This window comes from Defluviitalea phaphyphila, assembly GCF_001466305.1.
Lineage (GTDB): Bacteria > Bacillota > Clostridia > Lachnospirales > Defluviitaleaceae > Defluviitalea_A > Defluviitalea_A phaphyphila.
The window spans coordinates 167046-180859 of record NZ_JWID01000002.1; the positions used below are offsets into that span (position 1 = coordinate 167046).

The 13814-nt window shown below is 28.1% G+C and carries 15 protein-coding genes; all 15 read left to right on the top strand.

Annotated features, from left to right (window positions below; all coding sequences use genetic code 11):
• The first annotated feature begins 219 nt into the window (after nt 1-219).
• The 15 genes from rimP to OM90_RS01990 all read left to right on the top strand — a co-directional run bounded on the left by rimP (nt 220) and on the right by OM90_RS01990 (nt 13696).
• Entirely contained in the window at nt 220-684 is a 465-nt protein-coding gene (gene rimP / locus OM90_RS01920) for a ribosome maturation factor RimP (protein ID WP_058485192.1), read from the top strand.
• A 16-nt stretch (nt 685-700) separates the two neighbouring features.
• Nucleotides 701-1777: a transcription termination factor NusA gene (gene nusA / locus OM90_RS01925; protein WP_058485193.1), complete on the top strand. Its 1077-nt coding sequence runs from the start codon at nt 701-703 to the stop codon at nt 1775-1777.
• Nucleotides 1778-1802: 25 nt separating this feature from the next.
• On the top strand, nt 1803-2075 hold the full coding sequence (gene rnpM, locus OM90_RS01930; protein WP_058485194.1) for an RNase P modulator RnpM: 273 nt from the start codon (nt 1803-1805) through the stop codon (nt 2073-2075).
• On the top strand, nt 2068-2379 hold the full coding sequence (locus OM90_RS01935; protein ID WP_058485195.1) for a L7Ae/L30e/S12e/Gadd45 family ribosomal protein: 312 nt from the start codon (nt 2068-2070) through the stop codon (nt 2377-2379). Before rnpM ends, OM90_RS01935 begins: the two co-directional genes overlap by 8 nt.
• A gap of 19 nt (nt 2380-2398) precedes the next feature.
• Nucleotides 2399-4480 carry a translation initiation factor IF-2 gene (gene infB / locus OM90_RS01940; RefSeq protein ID WP_144428519.1) on the top strand — a complete coding sequence of 694 codons (2082 nt, stop codon included), beginning with the start codon at nt 2399-2401 and terminating at the stop codon, nt 4478-4480.
• Between the two features lie 8 nt (nt 4481-4488).
• A complete protein-coding gene (rbfA, locus tag OM90_RS01945) occupies nt 4489-4857 on the top strand; it encodes a 30S ribosome-binding factor RbfA (RefSeq protein ID WP_058485196.1) in 369 nt (122 codons plus the stop codon).
• Nucleotides 4854-5810, top strand: a complete 957-nt coding sequence (locus tag OM90_RS01950) for a DHH family phosphoesterase (protein ID WP_058485197.1) — start codon at nt 4854-4856, stop codon at nt 5808-5810. Before rbfA ends, OM90_RS01950 begins: the two co-directional genes overlap by 4 nt.
• A gap of 12 nt (nt 5811-5822) precedes the next feature.
• A complete protein-coding gene (truB, locus tag OM90_RS01955) occupies nt 5823-6728 on the top strand; it encodes a tRNA pseudouridine(55) synthase TruB (RefSeq protein ID WP_058485198.1) in 906 nt (301 codons plus the stop codon).
• Between the two features lie 11 nt (nt 6729-6739).
• Nucleotides 6740-7669: a bifunctional riboflavin kinase/FAD synthetase gene (locus OM90_RS01960; RefSeq protein ID WP_058485199.1), complete on the top strand. Its 930-nt coding sequence runs from the start codon at nt 6740-6742 to the stop codon at nt 7667-7669.
• A gap of 130 nt (nt 7670-7799) precedes the next feature.
• On the top strand, nt 7800-8063 hold the full coding sequence (rpsO, locus tag OM90_RS01965) for a 30S ribosomal protein S15 (protein WP_058485200.1): 264 nt from the start codon (nt 7800-7802) through the stop codon (nt 8061-8063).
• Between the two features lie 138 nt (nt 8064-8201).
• Complete coding sequence (locus OM90_RS01970) at nt 8202-10325, top strand: polyribonucleotide nucleotidyltransferase (RefSeq protein WP_058485201.1); 2124 nt, start codon at nt 8202-8204, stop codon at nt 10323-10325.
• Nucleotides 10326-10352: 27 nt separating this feature from the next.
• Nucleotides 10353-11621: a M16 family metallopeptidase gene (locus OM90_RS01975; protein ID WP_058485202.1), complete on the top strand. Its 1269-nt coding sequence runs from the start codon at nt 10353-10355 to the stop codon at nt 11619-11621.
• Complete coding sequence (dut, locus tag OM90_RS01980) at nt 11606-12055, top strand: dUTP diphosphatase (protein WP_058485203.1); 450 nt, start codon at nt 11606-11608, stop codon at nt 12053-12055. Before OM90_RS01975 ends, dut begins: the two co-directional genes overlap by 16 nt.
• 160 nt (nt 12056-12215) lie before the next feature.
• The gene (gene dpsA, locus OM90_RS01985; RefSeq protein ID WP_058485204.1) at nt 12216-13106 is read left to right on the top strand and encodes a dipicolinate synthase subunit DpsA; all 891 of its coding nucleotides are present in this window, start codon (nt 12216-12218) and stop codon (nt 13104-13106) included.
• Complete coding sequence (locus OM90_RS01990; protein ID WP_058485205.1) at nt 13103-13696, top strand: dipicolinate synthase subunit B; 594 nt, start codon at nt 13103-13105, stop codon at nt 13694-13696. Before dpsA ends, OM90_RS01990 begins: the two co-directional genes overlap by 4 nt.
• Nucleotides 13697-13814: the final 118 nt, after the last annotated feature.

The following is a 13814-nucleotide window of genomic DNA, read 5'->3' on the forward strand; positions in this document are numbered from 1 at the left end:
CTTGCAATTCTTTACTGGTAATGTTATAATCATAAATAGTAGAGATATCAAATAAAATTTTCGAACGATAAAAGAGTGGGTTAGAGCCCACTCTTTCTATTGTAATAAGAATAAAATTTTAAATGTATATGAAATATTTTTTTAAAAAAAACTATATAGGAAGGTCAAAATAAAAAAGGGAGATTTTTTTATTAAACTGTTAAGAGAGAGGATGATTAAATGGCTAAAAAAAAGATTGAGCAATTAGTAGAAGCTTATTTAGCACCTATTATAGAAGAATATAAATTTGAATTAGTTGACGTAGAATACGTAAAAGAAGGATCTAATTGGTATCTTAGAATTTTTATTGATAAAGAAGGAGGAATTACGATTGATGATTGTGAGTTAGTATCAAGGTCTTTAGAAAAAAAATTAGATGAAGAAGACCCTATTAAAGATTCTTATATTTTAGAAGTAAGTTCTCCAGGATTAGATCGTCCTTTAAAAAAAGAATCAGACTTTGAGAAATTTAAAGGGCAAGTTGTAGATGTCAAATTGTACAAAGCTGTTAATAAAAAGAAAGAATATAGAGGAGAACTTAAAGGACTAGAAAATAATATAGTAAAAATAATAGATGAAGATGGGCAAGAATTAGCTTTTGATAGAAATGATATTGCCATCATTAGATTAGCAATTTTATTTTAATATAGGAGGTAAAAAAATGAACGCCGAATTCATCGGTGCCTTAGAGCAATTAGAAAAAGAAAAAGGAATAGACAAAGAATTACTTATAGAAGCAATTGAAACATCTTTAGTTTCAGCATGTAAAAAAAATTTTGGAACTTCGCAAAACATAAGGGTATCAATTGATAGAGAAAATGGAGATGTGGCAGTTTATGCTAAAAAAGAAGTTGTAGAAAAAGTAGATAATGAAGCATTGCAAATTTCCATAGAAGAAGCTAAAAATTTAAATGGGAATTATACTATAGGAGATATTGTAGATATTGAAGTAACACCTAAAAATTTTGGAAGGATTGCGGCTCAAACAGCAAAGCAAGTCGTAGTTCAAAGAATAAGAGAAGCAGAACGTGAAATAATATATAATCAATATATTACTAAAGAAAAAGATATAGTTACAGGTATTATACAGAGGAAAGAAAGAAAAAATATTATGATTAATTTAGGAAAAACAGAAGCTATTTTACCCCCAACTGAGCAAATTCCAGGAGAGGAATATAATTTTAATACTCGAATAAAAGTTTATATACTGGAAGTTAGACAAACAACAAAAGGACCTCAAATATACGTGTCCAGAACTCATCCAGAACTTGTAAAAAGATTATTTGAACAAGAAGTTCCTGAAGTGTATGAAGGAATAGTTGAAATAAAAAGCATTTCAAGAGAAGCCGGTTTTAGAACTAAAATAGCAGTTCATTCTAATGATGAAGAAGTGGACCCAGTAGGAGCTTGTGTAGGACAAAATGGGCAGAGAGTAAATGTTATTGTAAATGAGCTTAGAGGAGAAAAAATAGATATTATTCAATGGAGTGAAGAGCCTGAAAAATATATTGCAGCTGCATTAAGTCCATCAAATGTATTAAAAGTATTTATAAATGAAGAAGATAAAAGTGCAAAAGTAGTAGTTCCAGATTATCAATTATCTTTAGCTATTGGTAAGGAAGGTCAAAATGCTAGATTAGCTGCTAAATTAACAGGATGGAAAATAGATATAAAAAGTGAGTCTCAAGCTAAAAAAATAGGACTTATTGAAGAATATGAAAATAATGAAGAAAATTAATAATGAATTTTAGGGGAGTGAATATATGAAAAAAAGAAAAATTCCTCTTAGAAAATGTACTGGTTGTCAAGAAATGAAAAATAAAAAAGAATTAATAAGAATTGTAAGGAATAAAGAAGGAGAATTTTCATTAGATTTTACTGGTAAAAAACCAGGAAGAGGGGCATATATATGTCCTAATGAAGATTGTTTAATAAAGGCTCAAAAGCTTAAAGGATTAGAAAGATCATTTAAAGTAGCAGTTCCTAAAGAAATATATGATGATTTAAGAAGCGAGTTGAGGAAGAAAAATGAATAATTCTATTTTTTCTATGATAAGCTTATGTCAAAAAGCTGGAAAACTTTTATCAGGAGAATTTAAATGTGAGCAAGCAATAAAAAATGGAAAAGCAAAAATGGTTATTATTGCAGAAGACGCTTCTGCTAATACTAAAAAATTATTTAAAGATAAATGTAATTATAGAAATATTCCTATATATGAATTTGGGTCTAAAGAAAAATTAGGTAAAATTATAGGGAAAAGACAAAGGGCTTCTTTAGTAGTATTAGATGAAAATTTTTATGTTAAATTAAAAGAATTACTAGAGAAAGAAAAGATGTAAATTATTGGAGGTGTAGTATTTGTCAAAAATGAGAGTATATGAAATAGCAAAACAGCTAAATATAAGTAGTAAAGAATTAATAGAAAAGTTAAAAGAATTTGGAATTAATGTACATAGTCATATGAGTACATTAGAAGATGATGAAACTAGTTTAATTATAGAATATTATAAAAAAGAAGAAGATATTAATGATAATGAAAAACCACAAAATTCAAAAAATAAAAATAATAAGAAAAATAAAGTTAAAACAAAATCTAATTCAAAAAATGAAAAAAGTAATAATAATAAAAAACAAAAATCAAAAAATAAGTTAAAAGAAGAAGATGAAAATATTGAAGAAGAGGAAATAAAAATCATTCAAATACCTGAAAAAATAAGTGTTCAAGAACTTGCAAATAAACTAGAAAAGCTGCCTTCAGAGTTAATAAAAGATCTTATGATGAAAGGAATAATGGCTTCGATTAATCAAGAAATTGATTTTGAAGTAGCCTCTCAGATTGCAGAAGAATATGGAATTTTAGTTGAAAAGGAAGAGGAAAAAGAATTATTAGAAGAAATATTTAAAGAAGAGCCAGATAATCCAGAAGACCTTGTAGAAAGGCCACCGGTAGTTGTTGTAATGGGACATGTTGATCATGGAAAAACCTCTTTATTAGATGCTATTAGAAAAAGTAATGTTACAGAAAAAGAAGCTGGAGGAATTACTCAACATATAGGAGCTTCAACTATAGAAATATCTGGCAAAAAAATTACTTTTCTTGATACTCCAGGACATGAAGCATTTACAGCTATGAGAATGAGAGGAGCTCAAGTAACAGATATAGCGATATTAGTTGTAGCAGCAGATGATGGTGTTATGCCTCAAACAATAGAAGCTATCAATCATGCTAAGGCAGCAAATGTTCAAATTATTGTAGCAATTAATAAAATAGATAAACCAGGAGCAAATCCTGATAGAGTAAAGCAAGAGTTAGCAGATCATGGACTTATTGCAGAAGATTGGGGAGGAGATACAATTTGTGTTCCAGTTTCTGCTGTTCAAAAAACTAATTTAGATACTTTATTAGAAATGGTTTTATTAGTAGCAGAAATGGAAGAGTTAAAGGCGAATCCAAATAAAAGAGCAAAGGGAACAATAATAGAAGCACAACTTGATAAAGGAAGAGGCCCTGTAGCAACTGTACTTGTTCAAAGTGGTACTTTAAAAGTAGGAGATCCTATTGTAGCAGGAGCAGCTTTTGGGAGAATTCGTGCTATGATGGATGATAAGGGACGTCGTGTAAAAAAAGCCGGACCTTCTACACCAGTAGAAATTCTTGGCTTATCAGAAGTTCCTTTTGCAGGAGATAGATTTTATGTTGCTGAAAGTGATAAACAAGCTCGTCAAATTGCTAATATGTTAGCTGAAAAAGAAAGAGAAAAATCTTTAAAAGCAACGCCTAATAAAGTTTCTTTAGATGATTTATTTAATCAAATACAATCTGGTAATGTAAAACAACTAAATGTTGTTATAAAAGCAGATGTTCAAGGTTCTGTCGAAGCAGTAAGACAAAGTGTAGAGCGTTTGTCGAATGATGAAGTAAGGATTCAAACAATTCATGGAGGAGTTGGAGCTATTACAGAATCAGATGTTATGTTAGCTTCAGCATCAAATGCAATAATAATTGGATTTAATGTACGTCCAGAAGCAGGTGCAAAATCTGTAGCAGAGGCTGAAAAAGTAGATATTAGACTATATCGTGTTATTTATAATGCCATAGAAGATATAGAAGCAGCTATGAAAGGAATGTTAGAACCAGAATTTAAGGAAAAAGTAATAGGTCATGCAGAAATTCGTCAAACTTTTAAAATTTCAGGAGTTGGAACTATTGGTGGAGCATATGTACAAGATGGAAAGTTAATTCGAAATGCTAAAGTTCGTATTATTAGAAATGGTATAGTTGTATATGAAGGTCAACTTAGTTCTTTAAAAAGATTTAAAGATGACGTAAAAGAAGTAAATAGTGGATATGAATGTGGATTGAGTTTTGAAAAATTTAATGATATAAAAGAAGGAGATATTGTAGAAGCCTTTATTATGGAGGAAATTTCTAGGATGTAGGTGATATTATGCCAAAAGGATCAAGAATGATAAGAATTAATGAAGAAATAAAAAGAGAATTAAGTGATATTATTCGTCAAGATTTAAAGGACCCAAGAATTAATCAAGTTATGGTAAGTGTTGTTAGTGTAAATACTACTAATGATTTAAAATATTCTAAAATATATATTAGCGTATTAGGTAATGATGAACAGAAAGAAGCTGTTCTAGAAGGGCTAAAAAGTGCAGGAGGATTTATTAGAAGAGAAATTGCAAGAAGAATTAATTTAAGGAATACTCCAGAGCTTATATTTAAAATAGATGATTCAATTGAATATGGGATACATCTTTCAAAAATTATAGATAATGTTAAAAATAGTGGAGATGAATCTAAATGATTAATTCAAATATAATAGAACAGATTAAAAAATATAATAATATTGTCTTAGCAGCTCATGTTAATCCCGATGGAGATGCCATTGGAGCATGTACTGCTTTGGCTTTAGCCCTTTCTAAGATAGGTAAAAATCCTGTTATACTTATGGATGAATATCCAGAAAAATATAATTTTTTACATGGAAGAGAATATATTCATAAAGAATATATTAATGATGAGCCTTTAGAACTTTTTATTACATTAGATTGTGGAGATTTGGAAAGGTTGGGAGATTATATTTCGTATTTTAGAAAAGCTCCTATAACGATAAATATTGATCATCATATTACTAATACTAAATATGGGCATTATAATGAAGTAAAAAAAGAAGCTTCTTCCACTTGTGAAATTATTTACGAAGTAATTAAATCTTGTGAGATTCCCTTTGATGATAAAATAGCAAGTTCTTTATATACAGGAATAGCATTTGATACTGGAGGATTTAAACATAGTTCTACAACTTCATTTACTCATGAAGTAATTTCCGATCTACTAAAATACAAAGTAAATTTCACCTATATTATGAACAAATTATTTTATTCTCGTTCTTTAACATCTTCTAGATTATTAGGATTAGCATTAAGTAAAATAGAACTTCTAGAAAATGATAAACTTTGTTTTTGTGATTTGAGTAAAAAAGAGATGGAAAGTTTAGGAGCAACTATAGATGATGTAGATGGGATTATTGCATCAATGCAAAATATAGAAGGCGTTTTAGTTTCTGTTCTAATTTATGAAAAAGATAAAAATGAAATAAAAGTAAGTTTTAGGTCTGTAGGAGATAAAGATGTTTCTAAAATTGCAAAGATGTTTAATGGAGGAGGGCATAAAAATGCCTCCGGTTGTACAATAAATAAAAATCTAGAAGCAGTTAAAAAAGAAATATTAAAAAAAATACAAGAAGAATTATTTTAAGGAGTAATAAATTTGGACGGGATTTTAAATATTTATAAAGAAAAAGGATATACATCTCATGATGTTGTAGCAATTATTAGAAAAATATTAAATCAAAAAAAGGTAGGACATACAGGGACATTAGACCCAGAAGCAGAAGGTGTTTTACCGATTTGTATAGGTAAAGCTACAAAAACTGTAGAATATTTAACAGATAAAAAGAAAAGATATTTATCAGTTGTAAAATTTGGAATAACAACTTCTACTGGAGATAGTACAGGAGAAATTATAAAATCAACTTCTGTAGATTTAGACAAAAATAAGGTAGAAAATATAGTTAAATCTTTTATAGGAGAGTATAATCAAATACCTCCTATGTATTCAGCAATAAAAGTTAAGGGAAAAAAATTATATGAATTAGCAAGGCAAGGGAAAGTTATTGATAGAAAACCAAGAAAAGTATATATATATAATATAAATATTACTTCATTTATTTCTAAAGATGAAATAGAAATCGATGTAGAATGTTCTAAAGGAACTTATATTAGAACTTTGTGTGAAGATATTGGAAATGCCTTGGGGTTTGGAGCCCATATGAAAAGTTTAATACGTACCCAAGTAGGTATGTTTAATATAGATAATAGTATTAAATTAAATGAACTAAAAGAAATAGTAAAAGATAAAAAATTAGATAAATATATTATAAAAATAGAAGAAATATTTTCTCAATATTCCTTGGTAAAGATAAAATCAGAAGGAGAAAAAATATTAAAAAATGGTAATAAAATAAAATTTAATTATATTGAATATAGTGTAAAAAAATTGACTCCTGAAGAAATAGTCAGAGTATATGATTATTCAGAAAAATTTATTGGAATTTATAAAGTTATAGTACAAGGAGAAAGTTATTACCTAAAACCTATGAAGTTATTTTTGTAAGGAGTTTTATAATGAAATATATATCAGATTCAAGTATATATCAGAATAAATTTAGTGTAGTTACTTTAGGTAATTTTGATGGTATCCATTTAGGACACAGAAAATTAATAGAAACAGTAAAAAAAGAAAGTAAAAAAAGGGGTTATCAGTCAGTTGTTTTTTCATTTTATCCACATCCACAATTAGTAATTAAAAAAAATAATTTTCAAGGTATGATTTTTTCAAGAAATGAAAAGAAAAAAAAATTAGAAAATATGGGAATAGATATTTATATAGAATATCCCTTTACTAAGGAATTTGCCAATATTTCTCCTGAAGAATTTGTAAAAGATATTCTTATAAAACAACTTAAAACAAAGGTTATTGTAATTGGTTCTAATAATAGATTTGGAAGGAAACAAGAAGGAAATGTTCAATTTTTAAAAGAAAGAGAAAAAAAATGGGGAATATCTGTTATTGAAATTAGCCATGTTTTAAAAGATAATAAAATTATTAGTAGTAGTAGGATAAGAAAAGAATTATTAAATGGTAATATACAAAAAGTAAATGAACTTTTAGGAAGTCCATATGTTATTTCTGGTAATGTTATAGAAGGTAAAAAATTAGGACGAATTTTAGGATATCCTACTGTAAATATATCTTCACAAGAGGAAAGGATATATCCTCCTAATGGAGTATATATAACAAGAACAAAATGGAATAATAAAAATTTTTATAGTGTTACTAATATTGGGTATAATCCTACTGTAAATGGAAAAAATAAGAATATTGAAACTTATATAATAGATTTTAACAAAGATATTTATGGAGAAATGATAGAAGTAGAATTTTATAAATGGGTTAGAAAAGAACAAAAATTTGAAAGTATAGATAAATTAGTTGAGCAATTAAAGAAAGATGTAAATATAGCAAAGTTATATTTTAAGAATTGTAATAATTAATTTAATAAATATGGTTTACAGAAAAGAACTGTAATGATATAATACATTTTGTATTAAACCTTTGCTCAGAGTTAGGGGACTCCGACCTATTCTTAGCAAAAGGGGTTAATAAATAAAGGAGGATAATAAAATGGACAAAGCTAGAAAACAAGAAATTATTAAAAAGTATGGAAGAACTGAAAATGATACAGGTTCTCCAGAAGTACAAATTGCTCTTTTAACAGAAAGAATTAATCATTTAACAGAACATTTGAAAGTTCATAAAAAAGACCACCATTCAAGAAGAGGACTTCTTAAAATGGTAGGACAAAGAAGAGGTTTATTAAATTATCTTATGAAAAAAGATATTGAAAGATATCGTAAAATTATTTCAGAGCTTGGTATAAGAAAATAAAGTATATAGAGCGGAGGAATCCGCTCTATTATTTTAGCAATTTTAGATATTATTTCAAAAAATAATTTTCATAAACATAGATATAATTTAAAATAATAAATATACATAAGATTAATTCAAGGAAGGAGAAATGGTTTTATGACGGATAAAGTAAAAACCTTTTCAACAGATTTGGGAGGACGTAAGCTTTCTGTTGAAATAGGAAAAGTTGCAGAATTTGCTAATGGTGCTGCAATTGTGAGATATGGAGATACGGTAATTTTAGTTACAGCAACTGCTTCAGAAAAACCTAGAGAAGGAGTAGATTTTTTCCCATTAAGTGTGGATTATGAAGAAAGATTATATGCAGTAGGGAAAATTCCAGGAGGATTTATAAAAAGAGAAGGTAAACCAACTGAAAAAGCAATTCTTACATCTAGGGTTATAGATAGGCCTATAAGACCATTATTCCCTAAAGATTATAGGAATGATGTTTCTGTTGTAGCTACAGTACTTTCTGTAGACCAAGACTGTAGTCCAGAAATTACAGCCATGATAGGTTCTTCTATTGCATTATCAATTTCAGATATTCCATTTAATGGGCCTACAGGATCTGTAAATGTAGGATATGTTGATGGAGAAATAGTAATTAATCCTACTTCAGCTCAACGGGAAGTTAGTAAACTTTCTTTAACGGTTTCTTCTACAAAAGATAAGGTAATGATGATAGAGGCTGGAGCTGATGAAATAGAAGAAAGTATTATGTTAGAAGCAATTTTTAGAGGACATGAAGAGAATAAGAAAATTGTAAAATTCATAGAAGAGATTGTGGCAGAATGTGGTAAGCCAAAACATGATTATGAAAAACATGAAGTTCCTCAAGAGGTTTATGAAGCAGTAAAAGAATTAATTGGAGAAGAAGAAATGGAAAAAGCTGTATTTACTGATGATAAGCAGCATAGAGAAGAGCAAATAAAAGAGCTTACAGAAAAGGTTAATGCCTATTTCGCAGAACATAATAGTGAATATGAACCATACGTTAATGAAGCAATTTATAAATTTGAAAAAGAAGTTGTAAGAAAAATGATTTTAAGAAAGCATAAACGTCCTGATGGGAGAGCTTTAGAAGAAATAAGACCTTTATCGGCAGAAATAGATGTCCTTCCAAGAACTCATGGATCAGCTATATTTAAAAGAGGACAAACTCAAGTTTTGACAGTAACAACTTTAGGAGCCATGGGGGATGTACAAATATTAGATGGATTAGATGCCCTAGAAGACATAAAGAGATATATGCATCATTATAATTTCCCATCTTTTTCAGTAGGAGAAACTAAACCTTCAAGAGGACCAGGGAGAAGAGAAATAGGACATGGTGCTTTAGCAGAAAGAGCATTACTTCCAGTTATTCCAAGTGAAGAAGAATTTCCTTATGCTATTAGATTAGTTTCCGAAGTATTAAGTTCTAATGGGTCAACTTCTCAAGCGAGTGTTTGTGGTAGTACTTTGTCCTTAATGGCTGCAGGAGTTCCTATTAAAGCTCCAGTTGCAGGGATTTCAGTAGGACTTGTAACAGGAGATAATGATGAAGACTTTGTTTTACTTACAGATATACAAGGTCTAGAAGACTTTTTTGGAGATATGGATTTTAAAGTAGCCGGAACTCATAAAGGAATAACAGCTATACAAATGGATATAAAAATTCAAGGATTAACAAAAGAAATTATACAAAAAGCATTACAACAAACTAAAAGAGCTAGAACATATATATTAGATGAAGTAATGTTAAAAGTTATTGATAAACCAAGACCTAATCTTTCACCTTATGCTCCACAAATTATAACAACTCATATTGATCCTGAAAAGATTAGTGAAGTTATAGGACCTAGAGGAAAAACAATAAATAAAATTATTGATGAAACGGGAGTAAAAATAGATATTGAAGACGATGGACGTATATTTATATGTGGAAAAGATTCTGATAAAGCTAAAAAAGCTTTATCTATGATAGAAGGAATTGCAAAGGAAATTGAACCAGGAGAAATCTATTTAGGAAAAGTAACTAGAATTATGAATTTTGGTGCTTTTGTAGAAATTGCTCCGGGGAAAGAAGGACTTGTACACATTTCTAAACTTGCCCATGAACATGTTAAAAATGTAGAAGATATTGTTAAAGTAGGGGATGAAATATTAGTTAAAGTATTAGATATAGATAGACAAGGGCGTATAAATTTATCAAGAAAAGATACTCTTCCTAAACCTGAAAATAAAGAACAATCTTAAGTAAACAAAAATAAAAGGAGAACGTTTATGTTCAAACTAAAAAGATTATCTAATGGAGTTACTATTGTAGCAGAGAAACTTCCTTTTGTGCGTTCAATTGCTTTAGGAATTTGGGTTTACAATGGTTCAAGACATGAAAAAGCTAATGAAAATGGAATTTCTCATTTTATAGAACATATGTTATTTAAAGGAACTAAAAACAGAAATAGCAAACAAATTGCTGAAGAAATGGACGCCATAGGAGGACAACTTAATGCTTATACTACTAAAGAATACACCTGTTATTATTTTAGAACTTTAGATAATCATATCAATCAAGCATTAGATATATTAACTGATATGTTTTTTAATTCAATTTTTGATGAAAAAGAAATTGAAAAAGAAAAAGGAGTTATTATAGAAGAAATAAATATGTACGAAGATTCTCCAGAAGAACTTGTTCATGATCTAATGCAAAAAGCTGTATGGGAAAAAGATCCTTTAGGAGAACCAATTTTAGGAACAAAAGATACAATAATGTCTTTTAATAATAAAACTTTAAAAACTTTTTTAAATAAAAGATATCGCCCTGAAAATACAGTTATAGCAGTTGCAGGGAATTTTGAATACGACGAAATAATAAATAAAATTGAAGAAAAATTTATAAATTGGAATACATTTCAAAAAGATGACTATGTATATACAATACCTAAATATCAATCCAAGTTAGTTACTAAATTTAAAGATATAGAACAAGTTCATTTATGCTTAAGTTTTCCAGGAATTGCTTCAGATTCAAAAGATATATATAATTTAATAACTCTTAATACTATATTTGGAGGAGGAATGAGTTCTAGACTTTTTCAAAAAATTAGAGAGGATAGAGGATTAGCATATTCTGTTTACTCTTATCCAACTAATTATAAAGATACAGGACTTTTTACTATTTATGCTGGAATGAATCCTTCTCAAGTAATAGAAGTAATTAACTTAATTATAAAAGAAATAGAAAATTTAAAATCTAATAAAATTCCTAAGCAGGATTTAATAAAAACTAAAGAACAATTAAAAAGTAATTATATTATGGGATTAGAAAGTACTAATAGTCGTATGTCTTCTTTAGGAAAGTCACAATTAATGTTAAATAAAATCAGAACTCCTGATGAAATTATTGAAAAGCTAGATGAAGTAACCCAAGAAAAAATAGAGATATTAATTGAAAAAATATTTGATTTTTCTAATATAAGTTTATCTATTGTAGGGAATTTAGATAATATTAATCTTAAGGAGATTAAAGATATATGTCTTATGAATTAAAAGTAAAAATAAAAAAATCTAAGGGAGCAGAAGATATTCCTCTCCCTAAATATATGACTAGTGGGTCTGTAGGTATGGACCTGTATGCAAATATAGAAAAACAAGAAATACTTAAAGCAGGTAAAATAAAGTTAATACCTACAGGTATTCATATTGAACTTCCTAAAGGATATGAAGCACAAATTCGTCCTAGAAGTGGATTAGCGCTTAAAGGAATTACTTTGGTAAATAGTCCAGGAACTATTGATGCAGATTATAGAGGAGAAATAAAGGTAATAATGATTAACTTTGGAGAAGAAGATTTTATTATTAAAAGAGGGGACAGAATTGCCCAAATGGTAATTAATAAGATAGAACAGGTAAAATGGGTTTTAGTAGAAGAATTAAAAGACACTAAAAGAAATGATGGTGGATTTGGTCATACGGGAATATAAAAGTCATGTGAACATTAAGTTCATATGATTTTTTTTATGCAAAATTTTATATTTTGTAGAAGAATATGATTTGTTTATAGGACTAGCACCAAATAATAGTTAGATTTCATAAACTATATTATCGATATTCTAGCAAGGAGTTTATCAGGAGGGGTTTTAGTTGAAATTTAAAAAAAGAAAATTTGCTATTGTTGGAGGAGATTTAAGGCAAATTAAATTGAGCCAATATTTATCAAAAAAAGGTTATGAAGTTTCAATATTTGGATTTGATAAAAATAAAATAGAATTAAAAAAAAATATAATGATATCTCCATCTCTTAAAAAAACAATGGAAGATATAGATATTGTAATAGGTCCTATTCCTTGTTCTAGGGATAATACCACTTTATTTACTAAATATTATGAAGGAAAAATTTTATTAAAAGATTTATTTAAATGTATACCTAGAGATAAAATTTTTATGGCAGGAAATATTACACCGGAAATGAAGATAATTTTAGATAATAAAAAAGTTAAAGTAATTGATTTATTAAAAAGAGAAGAATTAGCTATTTTAAACGCTATTCCCACAGGAGAAGGAGCTATACAATATGCCATGGAAAATAGTGATATTACCTTAAATGGAAGCGAATGTTTAGTATTAGGTTATGGAAGATGTGGGAAAGTACTTGCTAATATGTTAAAAGGACTTGGAGCAAATACCACAGTAGAAGCTAGAAATTTTAAAGATTTAGCCTATATAAAAAGCTATGGATATAAAGCATTACATTTGAAAGATTTAAAAAAACATATTGGTAAATTTGATTTTATTTTTAATACAATTCCCAGTTTAATTTTAAATAAAGAAATTTTAAACGAAATTAAAGAAAATGCTTTAATAATTGATTTGGCTTCAAAGCCTGGAGGAGTAGATTATGATGCTGCAAAAGAATTAGGAATAAAAGCTATTTCCGTACTAAGTTTACCAGGGAAAGTAGCCCCTGAAAGTGCAGCTTTGATTATTTATAATACCATATTTAACGTATGTGCAGAGATGGGGGTGACTTTATGAACACTTTAAAAGGAGTAAAAATAGGATTTGCATTAAGTGGCTCTTATTGTACTTATAACAAAGTTATACCTGAAATAGAAAAACTAGTAAATGAAGGAGCAGATGTATTTCCTATTATGTCTCAAAATGCTTTTACTACAGATACAAGGTTTGGAACAGCAAAAGAACATATAGAAAAAATAGAAAAAATTACTGGGAAAAAAATAATTAAAACAATTGTTGAAGCGGAACCATTAGGACCTAAAAATATAATAGATATATTAGTTATCGCTCCATGTACTGGGAATACTCTAGCTAAATTAGCAAATGCAATAACTGATACAGCGGTATTAATGTCAGCAAAGACTCTTCTTAGAAATAAAAAACCTGTAGTATTAGCTATTGCAACTAATGATGGTTTAGGAATGAATATGAGAAATATAGGTCTTCTTATGAATATAAAAAATATTTATTTTGTGCCTATGGGACAGGATAATTATAAAGATAAACCTAATTCTCTTATGGCAGATATGAATCTAATTTTAGAATCTGTTCAAAAAGCCTTAAAAGGAGAACAGATTCAACCAGTTATTATTAATTTAAATGAATAACAAATATTAAATTATGAAGATTCATAGAATCTTCATAATTTAATATTTAATAAAGTTTAGACATTCGTATAGTATTATGGCATAATTATTCTGTTATTAATTAGAAAGGAATGATATT